The sequence below is a fragment of the Gordonia malaquae NBRC 108250 genome (assembly GCF_000344135.1).
In the GTDB taxonomy this organism is placed as follows: Bacteria; Actinomycetota; Actinomycetes; order Mycobacteriales; family Mycobacteriaceae; genus Gordonia; species Gordonia malaquae.
This window is the reverse complement of the sequence record NZ_BAOP01000007.1, coordinates 58,283-74,873: the sequence shown is the minus strand read 5'-3', so window position 1 is coordinate 74,873 and position 16,591 is coordinate 58,283. Positions and strand designations below refer to the sequence as shown.

Genomic DNA, 16,591 nt, shown 5'->3' with positions numbered 1-16,591 from the left:
GTCGGCTGCATGGCAATTGTGAAGATCAACGCGATCAGCGTCCCCGAAGGTGCAGGCCCCGAGTTGGAGAAGCGCTTCGCCGCGCGTGCCGGCACCGTCGACGGCGCGGCAGGCTTCCTGGGGTTCCAGCTCCTCCGGCCGGTGAACGGTGAGGACCGCTACTTCGTCGTCACCCAGTGGGAGGACGAGGCGAGCTTCCAAGCGTGGGCCGGCGGCGACGCACGCGCCGCCCATTCCGGTGATCGCAAGCCCGTCGCGACCGGCGCGAGCCTGCTCGAGTTCGAGGTTGTCATCGACGTCGAACCGACTGCCTGAATCGATCTCAACAAGATTTTTTCTAGAACGTGTTCTAACTGTGCTCTAGTATCGGAGGAAACCCCTCGCGATCCCAGGAGCACGCATGACCGACCCGATCGAGACCACACAGCTGTACATCGGTGGAAAGTGGGTGGACCCGCACTCCACCGAAGTGCTGGAGGTGTTCTCGCCCGCAACCGGCGAGAAGGTCGGGTCGGTCCCGTCCGCGGATGCGACGGACGTCGACAACGCCGTCCGCGCAGCGCGCGAATCGTTCGACGCGGGCGTTTGGCGAAACACACCTCCGGCCGAGCGAGCTGCGGTTATCCGTCGTGCAGTCGAGCTGATCAATGAGCGCGGCGCAGAGATCGGCGCACTCGTCTCGGCGGAGATGGGCGCCACCCCCGGCGACGTCGCCACCCTCCAGCAGCTCGCCGGAACCGGCTGCCTCGCGGCGTATGCAGACGCCGCGGAGTCGTACCAGTGGGAAGAGACCCGCACCGGCATGTTCGGCGAGACCCTGGTGGTTCGCGAGGCCGTCGGCGTGGTCGGCGCGATCATCGCGTGGAACGTTCCGCTGTTCCTTTTCTGCAACAAGTTCGGCCCGGCCCTCGCCGCGGGTTGCTCGGTGGTCCTCAAGCCCGCCCCGGAGACCCCGCTGAATGCGAACATGCTCGCCGAGATCTTCAGCGAAGCCGGCGTTCCCGAGGGAGTCATCTCGATCGTCCCCGGCGGCGTCGAGACCGGAAAGGCCCTCGTCGACCACCCGGACGTCGACAAGATCACCTTCACCGGCTCAACGCTCGCCGGCCAGTCGATCGCCGCGCGCTGTGGCGAGCAGCTCAAGCGTGTCTCGCTGGAGCTCGGCGGCAAGTCGGCCGCCATCGTCCTGGAGGACGCCGACGCGGCCGCCAGCGCACCGATGCTCGTCTTCTCCGGCATCCTCAACTCGGGACAGGCCTGCGTCGCCCAGACCCGCGTCCTGGTCCCCCGGTCACGTCACGACGAGATCGTCGACGCGATGGTCGCCGTGGCATCGACCTTCACTCCCGGCCTGCCCACCGATCCGGAGACCAAGCTCGGCCCGATCATCAACGAGAAGCAGCACGCGAAGGTGACCGGCTACATCGCGAAGGGCAAGGAAGAGGGCGCGACCGCAGTCCTCGAAGTCGACGCTCCCACCGTCGGGACCGGAAACTTCGTCGGCCCGACCATCTTCACCGGCGTCACCAACGACATGACGATCGCTCGTGAGGAGATCTTCGGCCCGGTCATCAGCGTCATCGCGTACGACGACGTCGACGAGGCCATCAAGATCGCCAACGACTCCGACTACGGACTCGCGGGTTCGGTCTGGACTTCCGACGTCGCGAAGGGCGTCGAGGTCGCCAAGCAGGTTCGCACCGGCACCATGGGCATCAACTGGTACGCGATCGACCCGTCGTCGCCGTTCGGCGGTTACAAGAAGTCCGGCATCGGCCGCGAGAACGGCAAGGAAGGGCTTGAGAGCTACCTCGAGCACAAGGCCATCCTCATGCCGATGGGCTACACCTCGGCGTAAGCCTCACGCACAGGAATCGCTGCGCGGCACACCACCCGGTGTGCCGCGCAGCGTTCGTTCAGGCTCGCTTCAGGCGTTCTCGGTCAGACTGGTGATCATGCGGATCCTTCTCGTCGACGACGAAGTCCGGCTCGCCGACGGGATCCGTCGCGGCCTCGAGGCAGAGGGGATGGTCGTCGACGTCGCACACAACGGACTCGACGGTGTCCGCCGCGCGACCGACGGCGACTACGACGCGATCGTTCTCGACGTGATGATGCCCGGCATGAGCGGCTATCGGGTGTGCCAGACGCTCAGGGCAGACGACGTGTGGACTCCCGTCCTGTTCCTCACCGCGAAGGACGGCGAGTGGGACGAAGTCGAGGGACTCGACACCGGCGGAGACGACTGGCTGACCAAACCCTTCTCCCATCCCGTACTGGTCGCCCGTCTCCGCGCGCTCGTGCGCCGCGGCGGCCGAGAGAGGCCACCGATCCTCACGGCTGGTGATCTGCGGCTCGATCCGGCTGCGAGACGCGTCTTTCGGGGCGAGGTCGAGCTGTCGCTCACCGCCCGTGAGCTGTCTGTGCTCGACTACCTCCTCCGACGCCGCGGCGAAGCCGTGTCCAGGCGCGAAGTGATCGCGAACGTGTGGGGCGGCGACTTCGACGGTGACGAGAACATCGTCGAGGTCTACGTCGCCCATCTGCGGGCGAAGATCGACAGGCCGTTCGGCCGCGAGTCGATCGAGACGGTCCGCGGAACCGGCTACCGATTGTCAGCGAACGGGGGCCAGAAGTGAAAGCCCGTCCGCGGATCACCCGATCGATCCGCGCGAGGGTGACCGCCGGCGCGTTCGCGGTGACCGCCGTTGTACTCGGCGTCGCAGCCGTCTCGACTGTCATCATCGTCCGGGACGCGTTGACGGACGGCGTGGCAGTCGCGCTGGAGCAGGATCTCGACTCCATCGGCGACCGCGCAGAGGCAGATCCCGACACCGTCCGGTCGATCGACGACGATCTCCTGGTCAGGCTGGACGGCCCGACTCCCGTGGCTAACGACGACGACGCCTCGTCGATTCCCTCCGTCGGCGAGACGCCGTCCCGAGTGACTGTCGACGGAGATTCGTTCCTCGCCGCATCCGACGACACCGAACGCGGGCGCCTGACCGTCGCACGGCCACTCGATCACGTGGACGATTCCGTCAGCACGACCACCGTCCTGTTGGCGGCAGGCGTCCCGTCGGTCGTCGTATTGATCTGCATCGTGGTCTGGGTGGTCAGCGGGCGTGCACTCGCCCCCGTCGAGCGCCTCCGCCGGGAAGTCGACGCCATCGGCGCCGACGATCTGGCGGATCGTGTCGAGGCGGGGCGAGACGACGAACTGGGCGAACTCGCGTCGACCATGAACCGACTCCTCGACCGGATCGAGCAGGCTCGGCTGACGCAACGGAGGTTCGTCAGCGACGCGTCGCACGAACTGCGGTCTCCGCTGGCCACGATTCGACAGCACGCAGAGGTCGCGGATGTTCACCCGTCGTCGACGTCCCTCTCCGAACTCAGCGGAGTGGTGCTGGCGGAGGGCGCCCGGATGCAGGATCTCGTCGAGGGACTCCTGATTCTCGCGAGGCTCGACGAACATCGAGGTCACACGGTCAACGCGGTCGACCTCGACGACATCGTACTCAGCGAAGCGCGTCGGCTCCGGGGCATCGGCGTCGATGTGGACACGCGAGGTGTCGGGGCCGCGCGGGTCGAGGGAAACGAAGCTCTGCTCAGTCGTGTCGTGCGCAACCTCGCCGACAACGCCGCCCGCCACGCGTCACAGACGGTCACGCTCCGGCTGAGCGCAGGCCCCGGGGACGTACGCCTCGAAGTCGAGGACGACGGTGCCGGCATCCCGCTCGAACACCGAGAGCGGGTCTTCGACCGGTTCACTCGTCTGGACGAGGCACGAGCTCGCGATTCCGGCGGCAGCGGTCTCGGCCTCGCGATGACCAGGGAGATCGTCCGCAGTCACGGCGGCGACGTCGTGGTCTCCGACGGTTCCGGCGGAGGCGCGCTCCTCACGGTGACGCTTCCTGGCGACGGTCGACCCTGAAAGGACCTTCAGGTCGCTTCAGAACTCGTTAAGCGCGTCGACGCGAGGATGGACGCATGAACGAGAACGAAGACACCCGCCCTCTGCCCGAAGCAGACCCCACGACGACTCCGAACCCAAGCGGCCCGGGACCGACGTCGCCCGCATCGGGATCGACTCGACGACGCACTGCGCTCATCGGCTCGGCAGTGGTCGTCGCGCTCCTGGCCGGTGGCGGTGTGGCGTATGCGCTGTCCTCCGACTCGGACGACACCGCGGTCACCGTCTCCGAGACGTCGAGCATCGCCGACGACGTTGATCCAGATGACGTCGACGACGGATCGGAGCATCAGGAGAAGGCCACGACAAGTGTCGCCGCGTTGCGGGACGCCGCGCGGGCTGCGGTCGCCGCGACCGGCGCCGACGGCGCCACATCCGTTGACGTGGATAGGAACGGATTCGACGTCGAAGTGCGCCTGCCGGACGGCCGTGAGCAGGACGTGCACGTCCGCGCGGACGGCGGTGTCGTGAAGGAGTCGCCCGACTCGACCGACGACCCCGGCGACGTGCTCGACCTCGACCGCTTCGATGCAGTCGCCGCGGCCGCGACGGCCGCCGTCGGAGGGGGCAGCGTGGAGTCGATCTCGTCGAGCGACGACCGCGGAGTCCGATACGAGGTCGGTGTGCGACTCGCTGACGGACGCGAGGCCGACGTGGAACTCGCGGACGACCTCAGGGTCGTCAGCAGTGACATGGACGACTAGTCGGAACGCGGTACCCGACGACAAACGAGGCATGCATGCATGCCTCGTTTGTCATTGAATGCTGCGGGAACGCCTGCCAAGAGTCAGGACGTCGGAGCGGGCGACGCCGGTGCGCTCGGCGCCGCGGACGGGATGGGGACAGCGCCCGACGGCGGCTCGTCCGTCTTCTGGACCCGCGAACTGAGCGAATCGTCGCTCAAGATGTCCATGCTCGTGATCAGCCACTTCCCGTCACGGCGGACCATATCGTACACGATACGACTCGGGTCGATCTGGACGTCTTCGACAGTGTTCCGGGTACTCGACTGGTTGATGAAGACCAAGACCTTCGCAGTGTCACGAGTGTTGGTCATCACGGCGGCGCCCTGCACGGTCACCGTGGTGACGATCTTCTGCGCCTTGACGGTCGTCGCGATGTCGTTCTCGACGACCTGCTTCTGGTACTCATCTTTCGCGGTACCGGTCATGAAGCCCATGGCCTCGTTGATGTTTCCGGACACTGTCTTCGAATCCCACGAGAACATCGTCACCGAATACTCGGTGGCCGCGGACAGTGCGGTCTCGCGCGCCTTCTCCTCGGCGTTCAAGCTCCAGTAGCGGACACCGGTGAAGACCGCCGAGGCGACGAAGATCAGCGTGAGGACCACTCCGCCGATGATGAACATCTTGGACTTCGACATCAGTTGACCCACTCGATGTTCGTCATTTTCAGCGCGTCGTTGATTCGGGTGATGGAGACACGCGAGCGGAACGACTGCATTTCGGGCTTCTCCGGCGCTTCGGGGGCGGTGCCCTCCCAGACGAACACCACAAGCACCGAGCCGGAATCTTGGTCTGCCTTCTCAACCGCGGATGCAACGATGGTGGTCGTCGTCTTCATGTTGTCTTCGCGAATCAGGTCGGTTGCCTGCTTCATCGACTCACGGAACTGCTGCTGCGCGCGGCCGCTCGTGTTGTCCTTCATGAACTGGAGCATCTCGTCGGCGTTGTCTTTGGTGAGCGTCGTCATCTTGACGATCACCTCCTGCGCGAACTGGTCGTAGCTCGCGCGGAGTTCACGCTGATCGTTGATCTTCGACGACTCGTTCAGGAACACCGCCGTCAGCACGATCGACACCACGACGAGAACCGCGGCCACGGCCATTCCGATGGCCGGAAGCCACCCGCCTTTGATGGACGGCGCCGCGACCGAGGACTTCGTCGATGCACGACGAGCCCGGTACGACACGCCCTGCGCGGGAGTGAACGCAGCATCGTCGCCGTCCTCGTCGGACGCCGGGTCCTCGGACGTGTCCGGGCCCGCCTTCTCCAGGCTCGGCTTCTCGACGACCTCCGCTGCGGCGTCATCTGCCACCACGTCGTCGTCGGAGACCTGATCAGACACGTCGTCGTCGCCAGACGGTTCAACGAGGTCAGTTGTCTCCTCGGGGACTGCCGGAGCCGCCTTGCCGGACGACTTGCGTCGCCGCGAGACAGGGCTTGACTTGCGGACCGTTCCCGCAGTCTTCTTGGCGACGCCGTCGGATTCCGGCTTCAGGACTTCACCGTCTTCGTGATCAGTTCGTACCATTTCGTCTTCTGGTTGCTGTTGTCAGCTGCGGACTGCGTCTTGTACTTCTTGCCGTCCGGGCCGATGAACTCCCCCGTCTCCGGATCGTACGTGGTCGCGTACGTGGCAGGCGAAGCGTCGTAGTCGGACGGCGTCGCGGGCACCACGTGACCGGCGGGCTGACGCGGCAGGTCGGTTCCCGGGAACCCGTTCGGAAGCGCGACGTTGTCGCGCTTGGACGGAACGAATCCGGTCCGGCACTCCGCGGGCGTCGGAGCACGACGTCCGGGGAACTCGACACACGGGAAGTTGCGGGCGCCGCGAACCGAGCTCTGCGCGTCCTGCGGGAGACGGCACAGGAGTCCCGGCGGAAGGTCCTGCGGTGTCGTCGCCGACGGGAAGCGCCACTGGTCGGCAGGAAGGAAGCCGACTGTGCAGGTCGGCGGGTCCTGGAAGCCGAGCGTGAAGTTCACGTTGGCGCCGTGCCGGTTCGAACCGGTGTTGATGGCCGTGATCAGCGCCGACAGCACCCGCGGGTACAGGACGATCGTCTGACGAAGGTTCGGCAGATACACCGCCATCGTCTTCGCTGCGACGCGCAGATTCGACATGCCGAGTTCAAATCCCGGCCCCATGTCGTCGAACAGACTCTTGGCCTGATTCGCGACACCCGGGCCCTTCTGCAGGATGTCGGTGATATCGGGGTTGTTCGCGCGGAGCTGATCGGTGACCTTGGTCAGATCGGCCGTCCAACTGCGGATCGCGTCGGCAGTCTGGTTCTGCGTCGCGAGGATCGGACCCGCCTGGCGCACCAAGTCGAGGGTGACGTCGACGTTGTCGTTCATCGCGCCGACGAACAGGACCATCGAGTCCATCAGCCGCTGCAGCTCGTCCGCGGTGCCGTTGAACGCTGCGAAAGCCTCGTCCATCACCGCCCGAACCTTCGAATTGTCCACGTCGGCCAACAGGTTGTCGGCCTGGTCGAGCATCGCGGAGATCTCAACCGGGACGTCTTCGGTCGACACCTTCGCGCCGTCGGACAGCATCGATCCGGACGGGTCGGCCGGCGGCGTGAAATCGACGAACTGCTCGCCGACAGCGGAGACGCTGCGGATCGCGACGGCCGAGTCGGCTGGGATGTCGGTGCCCGAGTCGATGGTCAGGTCTGCGACCACGCCGTCGGAGGTGAGACGCACCCCGGAGACCTTGCCGACGTTGACACCGCGGAAGCTCACGTTGGCGTTCTGGTACAGCCCACCGGTGCTCGGCATGGCCACCTGAACGGAGTAGCTTCCGACACCGAACATCTGCGGGATGCGGATGTAGAACACGGCCATCACGATCAGCGAGATGACGGTGACGACGCTGAAGATCGCCAACTGCATGCGGACGAAACGAGTGATCTTCATCAGTTGCCACCGCTCTTCTTCGTGGTGGACGGCGTCTTCGACGACTTCGGCGTCAGTTCACCCGGTGTGGGATTCGCCGGGTCCTTGATCTTCGGCTGTGTGATGCCCGGGATCAGCGGCGCCTTGAACGGATCACTGCCACGCTTTGCGCCGTTCGCAGGCTTGCCGGTGACACCCTCCGGGTTCGTGACCGAGGCGACCATCGTCTTGTTCAGACGGCTCCACGTCAGGTCGAGAACGAGGTCGGAGTTCACATAGTCGCCCTTGACGATGGTCGGGATCTTGTCTTCGAGGAACGGGAACGTGAGCAGGATCCGCAGTGAATTCGCGAGCGCGGGCCCGGTCATCGACAGCTGCTGCATGAGCTTGCGCATGTTCGGGACGATCGTCTTGAAGTCGTCGCCGTTCTCACGAAGCACGTCGTTCACCGTCGCCGACAGGTCGCCGACGTTGTCGAGCGCAGTCGTGAGGTTCGTCCGCTGGTCGACGAGCAACTGCAGGATCTCCGGACCCGCATCGAGCGCACGCTGGACGGTCGGCGTCTGATCGTTGATCGCCTGCGTGAGCCGATCCATCCCCTCCATCGCGGAGATGATGTTGTCGGTCTGACCGTTCAGATCGTTGACGAGCGTGTTGATCCTCGGGATGAGGGAACGGATCTGCTCGTCGTTGCCGCCGAGCGCATTGCTCAACTCATGGACGATGTCGCCGACCTGCGAGAGACCGCCACCGTTCAGCACCACCGACAGCGAGCTGAGAACCTGCTCGGTCGTGGGGTACATGCACGGGTCCACCTGCTGGGCCGAGTTGATGTCGGCGACCGGCTTCGTGGCGGGCTTGGTGATGTTTCCCTGCTTCGGGCAGTTCGGCAGCGAGAGGCTGCCACCGGCCGACAAGTACTGTCCGGTCTTCTTCTCCGGCGGCACGATCGCGATATGCGACGAGCCGAGCACACTCGTCATGCCGATCATGGCGTGCGAACCCGTCGGGATCTTCACACCCTCGTTGAGGCGGAGCGTGATCTCAGCACTCCAGTCCTTGATGGCGATGTCACCGACACTGCCGATGGTCGCGTCGCTCATCATCACCGGGGCGTTGCGGACGAGACCCGCGGCGGACGGGATCCGCGCGCTGATCGTGTACGCGCCCGCACCGGTGCCCTCGGCGCCGATCGACGACAAGGACGTGACGGGATTGCCGCTGCACGCTGTGGCAACCGGTGCGAGGAGCAGGAGTCCGGCAGCCAGAGCGACGACGCGAGTACGTCTGCGCATCATCCTTCACCTCCGAACGGGACGAGCAGCTTGGTCAACGGGTCGGGCATCGCGGCACGACTCGCCTTGTCTCGCTCCACCACACCCTGGCGAGCGCGCGCCCGCACATCGGCGTTCTGATAGGTGATCTGGTCGGGCCTCGCGGTCCGGCCGATCACCGGATTCGCCATGAACGGCGGGTAGTTGACGACGATGTCCTTCATGATCGGCCCAAGCAGGTCGACGCACTGCTCCACATCGACTTTGGTGTCGCCGGGGCGCGCAGTCGACTGGAACGTGCCGCAGAGCAGCGATATCAGGTTGTTGCCCATGCCGAGCCCGAACACGCCGTCGAGAGAGCCCGTCAGCGGGTTGTAGATGTTGAAGAAGTTCGCCAGCTGAGTGGGCGCCGAATGCAGCAGGCCTCGCAGCTGTTCGTCCTTCTTCTTCAGGGTTCCGGTGAGCTGCGCGAGTTTGTCGACAGTGGAGACCACCGTTGAGCTGTTCTCCCCGAGGAAGCCCTCGAGGTCGCTGATCGCGCCGTTCAGATTTGTCATCGCGTCACCGAGCTCCGTGCTGCTGCCCGCGAGGACGGAGCTGACCGACGCCATCCGACCGTTGAACTGAACGAGCTGCTCGTGACTCGTCGACAGTTGCTCGGTGAGCTTCTGCAGGCTCTTGACCGCACCGAACACGTCGTCGCGGTTGTCCGAGAGCGTGCCGACGACCGTCGACATCTGCCGGATCGACTCTGCGATCGCCTCGCCGTTGCCCGAGAGATTCTTGTCGAACACGTCGACGGCACGCGAAGCGGCGCCGCGATCGGCGCCCTTCGGACCGAGCGCGGTGCTCAACTCCGACAACTGCTTCTTGACGTCGTCCCACTCCATGGGGACGGCAGTCCGCTCCATCGGAATGTCGGCGTCGCCTTCGAGTTCCGGCCCTTTCGTGTAGCCGGGGGTCAGCTGGACGAATCGTCCGGACACCAGCGACTGCGCGACGACCACGGCGCGGACGTCTGCGGGAATCGGAGTGCTCCGATCGACCCGCATCGTCACCTTGACATCACCCGAGCGGGGTTCGATCGACGTGACCTTGCCGATCGGCACACCGATGACACGGACCGAGTCGCCCTCGAAGAGGCTGGCCGCGGTCGCGAAGTACGCGGTGATCGTGCGGGTGGTGGCGCGCTGGACGCCGAACCACACACCACCGGCGACGAGAGCTAGAACGACGACTGCTGCGACGGTCGCCCATACACGGCGAGAGATCCGCATGTCAGTTGCCTCCGTTCTGCGGTGTCGGGTAGGTGCGCTTGGGCTTGGGGCGGCTCACGTCCGGAGCGCCTGCGTTCGGTCCCTGGTTCCAGTTGTTCGGGAACAGCGGGTTTCCGGAGAACTCGTAGAAGTACTTCCACGCTTCGGGGTACTTGCGCTGCAGCACCTTCTGGAACGCTCCGAAGTAGTCGCCGAACGTGGCGACGCCGACGAGCGAGCTGAAGTACGGTCCCGAGCTGACGGCCTCGCCGAGGATGTTCGCGTAAGGACCGAGGTTGTCGATGGCCTTGCTGAAGTTGTCCTCGTTGTCGTTGAGGATGTCCATGACCCTGTTGAACTTGTCCAGTACCGGGCGCAGCTGTTCGCCGTTGTCGTCGATGAATCCGCTCACCTCCGCCGTGAGGTCACGGGTCCCGGAGATCACCTGACGGACGGCGGCACGACGCATCTCGAGTTCGCCGAGCAGCGCGTTCGCATCGATCAGCATCGTCCGGATCTGCTCGCTGCGCTTGCCGACGACGTCGCTGACGCCTTTGGCGCGCTCCAGCAGATTGTTGAGCGCGTTGTCGCGGTCGGCGATCGCCTTCGACACCCGGCCGACACCCTCGACGGCGCCGCGGACGTTCGCGGGTGTCTTCGAGAACGTGTCGGTCATCGTCTCGAGTGCCTTGTTGAGCTGATCGGTGTCGGTCTCGCCCAGAGTGGTGGTCGCCTGATCGAGCGCGTCGGTCAACGAATACGGCGACGCCGTGGACTCGACCGGGATAGATTGCCCCGGCTTGATCCGGCCGTCGCCGATCGGCGTGAGCGTCAGATTCCGGCGTCCGAGAACCGTCTCGGTCTTGATGGCCGCACGAGTCCGGTCACCGAGGGCGACGGTGTCGTCGATGCGGAAGCCGACCTTGGCCTGCAGACCACCGTCGTTCTGCGCGATCGAGATGTTCTCGACCGTGCCGACCTTGACACCCGCGACCATCACGACGTCGCCCGCGACGAGGCCGCCGGCATCGTCGAAGTATGCGTCGTACGTGCTGACCTGCGTGAAGAACGGCAGGCGATCCATGTTGAGTGCGCTGATCACGAGCATCGCGGTCAGCAGGAAGCCGATGACACCGACCGATGCCTTCGACCGCTTGGTCTTGCGGTCCGGAGTCTGTTCGCCGCTCACGTCGCGCACCTCCCGCCTGCGGTCGTCTTGTCGCCCATCACGTCGATGGCCGTGAAGTAGTACTGCGTGTTGCCCGGTCCGGGGAGGAGCAGGCGGATGCGGCAGAAGTAGATCTGCAGCCAGGAGCCGTAACTGCCCAGATTGGAGAGCGTCTTGAAGTCCCCAGGGAGCCGTCCCAGCAGATCGCGGATGAACGGCTCGGCTTTGAGCGCTTCCTCCGACGTCTTGCCCAGTCCGGTGAGCGCCTTCTTCATATCGGGGCGGACAGTGCTCATCAGATCGGCGAGGCCGGTGGTGGCCTTCGCGCTCTCGCTGATGGCGCGTCCGATGACGTCCTTGTCGCCCGCCAGGCCGCTGATCAGCTGCTGGAGTCGGTCGACGCTCTGGTCGAGTCCCTTGTGGTCGGCCTGCAGGGTGCCGAGCGTGGTGTTCAGGTTGTCGATGACCGAGCCGATCAGCGCGTCACGGTCGGCGATCGTGTTCGTGAACTCAGCAGTGTTCGCGAGCAGCTTGTTCAGTGAACCGCCCTGCCCCTGAAACACCGCGATGAGAGCCGACGAGAGCTGATTGACCTCGTCGCCGCTCATGGTGCGGAACAGCGGCTTGAAGCCGCCGAGGAGCTTGTCCAGGTCGAGTGCGGGCTCGGTCTGCGAGATCGGGATCTCGTCTCCCGGCGACAGGGTGTCACTCAGGGATCCATTGCCCGGCTGCAACTCCAGGTACCGGTCGCCGGTGAGGTTCTGGTACCGGATGAGAGCCACCGCGGTCTTCGGCAGACGGTAGTCGTCGTTGACGTTGAACTCGATCCGCGCCTGGTTGTCGCGTGTCAGTTCGATCTTGTCGACGGTTCCGACGTCGACGCCTGCGATCTGGACGACGCTTCCCGACTTCATCGCCGACGCACTGGCGAACATCGCCGAGTACGACTCCGAGCTGCCGCCTTGGTAGCGGCTGAATACCAGCACCAGTCCGGTGAGGACCAGCAGCATGGCGACGGCGAACGTCGTGAGCTTGATGACGGTGGCGCGGAAGGCGCGTGCGCGGCTATCCACGTGGCGTACCTCCGAACAGCAGATTGAAGAGCTTGCGCGACTCCACCTTCGGGGTGGTGCGCGGCTGGTAGGGCTGGTCCGCGTTGTCGATCACGTAGAACGGGATCTTCTCCTTGGACTGGATGTCCGACAGACCTGCCTGGCAGGTCGGCGGACCGTCGCCGCGGACCTCGGGGAGGTCCTGGGGGTACCGGTAGGGGTCCTGGCCGGGGATGAGGCCTGCGTCGAGCAGAAGCATGCCGTTGCGATCTCCGAGAAGCGGTCCGGCGATGTCGACTGCGTCGCTGGCTGCGGTGATGAAACACCGCAGGCCGGGCGCCTGGTACCCGAGAAGCGACGTGACCGGGCTGAGGTCGCTCAGCGTCGAGATCAGGTCCTTCTTACTCTTGGACAGCACACCGTTACCGCTGCGCGCCATGCCCGTGACGTTGATCAGCAGGCTGTCGAGATTCGACGCGTTGTCGACGAGCGTGTTGCCGAGCACGGTCGCGTTGTCGACGGTCCGCATGAGATTCGGCATCGCGTCGGCGAAGACGTTAGTGGCCGACGCTGCTTCGGTGAACAGCCGATTCAGTTCGGGCAGGCTCTTGTTCGTCTTACCGAGGACGTCGTTCAGCTGGACGAGGGCGGTGCCGATCTTCTCGCCGCGTCCGGACAGCGCGTCGTTGACGGCGCCGAGGACCACGTTGAGACGATCGGGCTGCACCTGGGCCAGCACGTTGACCAGCTGCTGGTACACGGTGTTGAGTTCCACCACGACGTGATCGGTGTCGATCACCGCGCCCTTGCTCAAGGAGCCCTTCGGCCCCTCCTTCGGGACGACGAAGTTGACGGCTTTAGCTCCGAACACCGTGTTCGACTTGATGTCCGCGCGGACGTTTCCGGGAATCTTCGACAGTTGGTCTGTGTCCATGTCGAGGACCAGTCGCGCGGTGTCGCCGTTGTTCTCGACGCTTGCCACACGTCCGACGGTGACGCCGCGGAGTTTGACCTTCGCGTCCGGGTTCATCACCAGGCCGGCCCGCGGTGCGTTCAGGGTGACGGTGGTGGTGCTGTCGAACCAGCCGAGGAACTGACCGGATGCGAGTGCGACGATGCCGACGAGCCCGCCGACCATGATGGTGGCTGCGAGCTTGCGCACGCCGTTGCCACGAGTCTGCTTAGCCATGTCTCACCCGGCCAGGTTGAAGTTGCCGTCGGCGCCGTAGATGGCGAGCGACGTGAGGAGGGTGATGACGACGACCACGACCAGCGACGCGCGGACGGCGTTGCCGACGGCGACGCCCACGCCGACGGGGCCGCCGGAGGCGTTGAAGCCGTAGTAGGTGTGAATGAGCATCACGGCGACGGCCATGCAGATCGCCTGGACGAACGACCACAGGATGTCCGACGGGATGAGGAACGTCGAGAAGTAGTGGTCGTAGACGCCCGACGACTGCCCGTACAGCACCACGGTGGCGAATCGGCTGGCGATGAACGACGCGAGCGCGGCCAACGAGTACAGCGGGATGATCGCCACCAGGCCTGCGATGATGCGCGTGCTGACGAGGTACGGGATCGACGAGATGGCCATGACCTCGAGGGCGTCGATCTCCTCGCTCACGCGCATGGCGCCGAGCTGAGCCGTCGCACCTGCGCCGATGGTCGCAGCCAAGGCGATGCCCGCGATCACCGGGACCGCGATGCGGACGTTGATGAATGCGGAGAAGAAGCCGGTGAGGGCCTCGACGCCGATGTTGGCGAGCGAGCTGTAGCCCTGGACGGCGATGGTGCCGCCGGTGAACAGCGTCAAGAAGCCCACGACGACAACCGTGCCGCCGATCATCGCGAGGGCGCCCGTGCCCATGGAGATCTCTGCGATCAGACGCAGGGTCTCCTTCTTGTACAGACGGAGTGCACGTGGGATGGACGCGATCGAGTCCCAGTAGAAGAGAGCCTGGTCGCCGATCTTGTTCCAGTCGTCACCCGCACGCTTGAGTGCGACGCGGGCGGTGAGAAGTCGTGTTGTGCCTGGAAGAACCATGTCAGCCCATCGTCGCTTTCAGTCCGACCGCGGTCACGACCACGTTCACCACGAACAGCGCCATGAAGGAGTAGACGACTGTCTCGTTCACGGCGTCGCCGACGCCTTTCGCGCCGCCCTTCACGTTGAGTCCGCGGTAGCAGCCGACGAGCCCTGCGAACAGCCCGAACAGTGCTGCCTTGATCATCGAGATGACAAGCTCGCCGAGTCCGGTCAGCAGGGTGAGGTTGGCGATGAACGCTCCCGGGTTCACGTCCTGCAAGTACACGGAGAAGACGAAGCCGCCCGCGATGCCGATGGTGCAGACGAGGCTGTTCAGCAGAAGTGCGACGCCTGTCGACGCGATGACGCGCGGCACGACGAGTCGGTGGATCGGGTTGATGCCGAGCACTCGCAGCGCGTCGATCTCCTCACGAATGGTTCGGGCGCCCAAGTCGGCGCAGATCGCCGTGGCACCCGCGCCTGCGACGATGAGCACCGTGACGATCGGACCGATCTGGGTGATCGTGCCGAGTGCAGCGCCTGCACCGGAGAGGTCCTGCGCACCGATCTCGCGCAGCAAGATGTTCAATGTGAAACTGACGAGAACGGTGAACGGAATCGCGACGAGCAGCGTCGGGACGAGGGAGACGCGGGCGATGGCCCACGACTGCTCTATCGTCTCGCGCCACTGAAAGGGACGACGGAACAGCTCCCTGGCTGATTCGACACCCAGTGCGACGAAGTCCCCCACACCGTTCATCGGGGCAGCAAGCTTGGTGAGCAAGTCCCCTCCTCCCACTTGTGCACGCAATCTAACACGCGTACCGGGCACGTCTGTGCCACTAATCGACATAGTTCCTGTTGACGCGTACTTCGTTTCAGCCGGTCAAGTCCGACGCCGAGAACGAACCACTACTCGTCGGTAGCGAGAAGTACTCGGACAGTGAACCGGACAGTGCGTCTACAGTCCAGTCGTCTCCGTCGGCCTCGAACACCTCTCGAATGCGCGGTGCCGCCATCAGCGTGACCTTCGGGCCGTAGACGACGAACACCTGGCCGTTGACCGCCGCCGACGCGGGGCTCGCGAGGTAGCGAACCAGGGTCACGACGTGGTCGGGAGACAGCGGATCGACGGTGCCCTCCGGAGCGTCGCCGAAGACGTCGGCAGTCATCGCGGTGCGTGCACGAGGGCAGATCGCATTCGCTGTGACCCCGTACCGGGACAACGCACGGGACGCCGACAGTGTCAGCGCGGTGATGCCGGCCTTGGCGGCGGCGTAGTTCGCCTGGCCTGCGGGGCCGAGCAGTCCGGCTTCCGACGACGTGTTGATGAGGCGGCCGTACACAGGTTGACCTGCGGCCTTCGATGCTGCGCGCCAGTGCGCCGCGGCGTTGCGGTTGAGCAGGAAGTGGCCGCGCAGATGCACGTTGACCACGAGATCCCACTCGTCGTCGCTCATGTTGAAGAGCATGGTGTCGCGGGTGATGCCCGCATTGCTCATGACGATGTCGAGGCCGCCGAGGTCTTCGGTGGCGGTGCGCATGATCTCGCGCGCGGTCGCGGCGTCGGAGATGTCGCCCGCCACCGGTACGGCCTTGCCGCCCGCCGAGGAGATGACGTCGAAGACGTCGCTGGCCTGCAACGACCGATCCAGATCGTTGACGATCACGGTGGCGCCGTCGGCCGCAAGACCGATCGCCTCCGCACGTCCCAGACCTGCACCGGCACCGGTGACTACGGCGACTTTGCCTTCAAGCGACTTACCCACGGCGGACTCCTACTCTCCGGCGTCGCCCCGCGACGCTCGGTCTCTGACCCGAACAAGATTAGAACACGTTCTAACACTTCAGGTCGAGAAGTGAAGAAAGTACAACGCCCCGGACTAGCCGGGGATCATTCGATCGACAGCGCCGACCGAGGGCAGGAGGCGACCACCTGGCGCATCTCCTCTACCCGCTCGTCGGGGACGTCTTCACTGAGAATCACCAGGTAGTCGTTGTCGTCGAGCTCGAAGACATCGGGAGCCATCCCGACGCAGACGGCGTTCGACTCGCACAGATCGAAATCGGCCTTGATTCGCATTGCATCCTCCTCGCGTCGCGTGCCCGGCGGTTGACGGACTCGGTGATTACACGTTAGAACGTGTTTCAGAAGTAGCCAAGCACACCGACGCCACGAGCGCCGGAAGATCGCAGGA

General features: G+C 65.0%; 17 protein-coding genes. 5 read left to right on the top strand and 12 right to left on the bottom strand.

Translation table 11 applies throughout. From position 1 onward, the window contains the following. Positions 1 to 9 precede the first annotated feature (9 nt). The 5 genes from GM1_RS06215 to GM1_RS06195 all read left to right on the top strand — a co-directional run bounded on the left by GM1_RS06215 (position 10) and on the right by GM1_RS06195 (position 4,680). Positions 10 to 315, top strand: a complete 306-nt coding sequence (locus GM1_RS06215; protein ID WP_008377438.1) for an antibiotic biosynthesis monooxygenase family protein — start codon at positions 10 to 12, stop codon at positions 313 to 315. 85 nt (positions 316 to 400) lie between these two features. Then, a complete protein-coding gene (locus GM1_RS06210) occupies positions 401 to 1,858 on the top strand; it encodes an aldehyde dehydrogenase (protein WP_008377437.1) in 1,458 nt (485 codons plus the stop codon). Between the two features lie 97 nt (positions 1,859 to 1,955). After that, positions 1,956 to 2,639 carry a response regulator transcription factor gene (locus GM1_RS06205; protein WP_008377436.1) on the top strand — a complete coding sequence of 228 codons (684 nt, stop codon included), beginning with the start codon at positions 1,956 to 1,958 and terminating at the stop codon, positions 2,637 to 2,639. Next, entirely contained in the window at positions 2,636 to 3,937 is a 1,302-nt protein-coding gene (locus GM1_RS06200; protein ID WP_008377435.1) for a sensor histidine kinase, read from the top strand. The genes GM1_RS06205 and GM1_RS06200 overlap by 4 nt, the downstream gene beginning before the upstream one ends. Before the next feature lie 56 nt (positions 3,938 to 3,993). Further along, on the top strand, positions 3,994 to 4,680 hold the full coding sequence (locus GM1_RS06195) for a hypothetical protein (RefSeq protein WP_008377434.1): 687 nt from the start codon (positions 3,994 to 3,996) through the stop codon (positions 4,678 to 4,680). 83 nt (positions 4,681 to 4,763) lie between these two features. On the opposite strand, the gene GM1_RS06190 is transcribed toward GM1_RS06195, so the two are convergent. From GM1_RS06190 to GM1_RS06135, 12 genes are all read right to left on the bottom strand, one after another. Next, the gene (locus tag GM1_RS06190) at positions 4,764 to 5,360 is read right to left on the bottom strand and encodes an Rv1363c family protein (RefSeq protein ID WP_008377433.1); all 597 of its coding nucleotides are present in this window, start codon (positions 5,358 to 5,360) and stop codon (positions 4,764 to 4,766) included. Next, positions 5,360 to 6,250: an Rv1363c family protein gene (locus GM1_RS06185; RefSeq protein ID WP_008377432.1), complete on the bottom strand. Its 891-nt coding sequence runs from the start codon at positions 6,248 to 6,250 to the stop codon at positions 5,360 to 5,362. Before GM1_RS06185 ends, GM1_RS06190 begins: the two co-directional genes overlap by 1 nt. Further along, entirely contained in the window at positions 6,214 to 7,638 is a 1,425-nt protein-coding gene (locus tag GM1_RS06180; protein ID WP_008377431.1) for an MCE family protein, read from the bottom strand. The genes GM1_RS06185 and GM1_RS06180 overlap by 37 nt, the downstream gene beginning before the upstream one ends. After that, the gene (locus GM1_RS06175; protein WP_008377430.1) at positions 7,638 to 8,915 is read right to left on the bottom strand and encodes an MlaD family protein; all 1,278 of its coding nucleotides are present in this window, start codon (positions 8,913 to 8,915) and stop codon (positions 7,638 to 7,640) included. Before GM1_RS06175 ends, GM1_RS06180 begins: the two co-directional genes overlap by 1 nt. Further along, the gene (locus GM1_RS06170) at positions 8,912 to 10,168 is read right to left on the bottom strand and encodes an MCE family protein (RefSeq protein WP_008377429.1); all 1,257 of its coding nucleotides are present in this window, start codon (positions 10,166 to 10,168) and stop codon (positions 8,912 to 8,914) included. Before GM1_RS06170 ends, GM1_RS06175 begins: the two co-directional genes overlap by 4 nt. A 1-nt stretch (position 10,169) precedes the next feature. Then, entirely contained in the window at positions 10,170 to 11,345 is a 1,176-nt protein-coding gene (locus GM1_RS06165; RefSeq protein ID WP_008377428.1) for an MCE family protein, read from the bottom strand. Beyond that, positions 11,333 to 12,388 carry an MCE family protein gene (locus GM1_RS06160; protein ID WP_008377427.1) on the bottom strand — a complete coding sequence of 352 codons (1,056 nt, stop codon included), beginning with the start codon at positions 12,386 to 12,388 and terminating at the stop codon, positions 11,333 to 11,335. Before GM1_RS06160 ends, GM1_RS06165 begins: the two co-directional genes overlap by 13 nt. After that, positions 12,381 to 13,556 carry an MCE family protein gene (locus tag GM1_RS06155; protein ID WP_008377426.1) on the bottom strand — a complete coding sequence of 392 codons (1,176 nt, stop codon included), beginning with the start codon at positions 13,554 to 13,556 and terminating at the stop codon, positions 12,381 to 12,383. Before GM1_RS06155 ends, GM1_RS06160 begins: the two co-directional genes overlap by 8 nt. A gap of 3 nt (positions 13,557 to 13,559) precedes the next feature. Further along, entirely contained in the window at positions 13,560 to 14,411 is an 852-nt protein-coding gene (locus tag GM1_RS06150) for an MlaE family ABC transporter permease (protein WP_008377425.1), read from the bottom strand. Between the two features lies 1 nt (position 14,412). After that, a complete protein-coding gene (locus tag GM1_RS06145) occupies positions 14,413 to 15,177 on the bottom strand; it encodes an MlaE family ABC transporter permease (protein ID WP_008377424.1) in 765 nt (254 codons plus the stop codon). Between the two features lie 94 nt (positions 15,178 to 15,271). Then, positions 15,272 to 16,162: a 3-oxoacyl-ACP reductase gene (locus GM1_RS06140; RefSeq protein ID WP_008377423.1), complete on the bottom strand. Its 891-nt coding sequence runs from the start codon at positions 16,160 to 16,162 to the stop codon at positions 15,272 to 15,274. Positions 16,163 to 16,287: 125 nt separating this feature from the next. Continuing rightward, entirely contained in the window at positions 16,288 to 16,476 is a 189-nt protein-coding gene (locus GM1_RS06135; protein ID WP_008377422.1) for a ferredoxin, read from the bottom strand. Positions 16,477 to 16,591: the final 115 nt, after the last annotated feature.

Excerpts from the sequence above, each read along its gene's own strand:
- GM1_RS06215 (WP_008377438.1), top strand. The coding sequence starts at position 10 with ATGGCAATTGTGAAGATCAACGCGATCAGCGTCCCCGAAGGTGCAGGC.
- GM1_RS06210 (WP_008377437.1), top strand. The coding sequence starts at position 401 with ATGACCGACCCGATCGAGACCACACAGCTGTACATCGGTGGAAAGTGG.
- GM1_RS06205 (WP_008377436.1), top strand. The coding sequence starts at position 1,956 with ATGCGGATCCTTCTCGTCGACGACGAAGTCCGGCTCGCCGACGGGATC.
- GM1_RS06195 (WP_008377434.1), top strand. The coding sequence starts at position 3,994 with ATGAACGAGAACGAAGACACCCGCCCTCTGCCCGAAGCAGACCCCACG.
- GM1_RS06190 (WP_008377433.1), bottom strand. The coding sequence starts at position 5,360 with ATGTCGAAGTCCAAGATGTTCATCATCGGCGGAGTGGTCCTCACGCTG.
- GM1_RS06185 (WP_008377432.1), bottom strand. The coding sequence starts at position 6,250 with ATGGTACGAACTGATCACGAAGACGGTGAAGTCCTGAAGCCGGAATCC.
- GM1_RS06180 (WP_008377431.1), bottom strand. The coding sequence starts at position 7,638 with ATGAAGATCACTCGTTTCGTCCGCATGCAGTTGGCGATCTTCAGCGTC.
- GM1_RS06175 (WP_008377430.1), bottom strand. The coding sequence starts at position 8,915 with ATGATGCGCAGACGTACTCGCGTCGTCGCTCTGGCTGCCGGACTCCTG.
- GM1_RS06170 (WP_008377429.1), bottom strand. The coding sequence starts at position 10,168 with ATGCGGATCTCTCGCCGTGTATGGGCGACCGTCGCAGCAGTCGTCGTT.
- GM1_RS06155 (WP_008377426.1), bottom strand. The coding sequence starts at position 13,556 with ATGGCTAAGCAGACTCGTGGCAACGGCGTGCGCAAGCTCGCAGCCACC.
- GM1_RS06150 (WP_008377425.1), bottom strand. The coding sequence starts at position 14,411 with ATGGTTCTTCCAGGCACAACACGACTTCTCACCGCCCGCGTCGCACTC.
- GM1_RS06135 (WP_008377422.1), bottom strand. The coding sequence starts at position 16,476 with ATGCGAATCAAGGCCGATTTCGATCTGTGCGAGTCGAACGCCGTCTGC.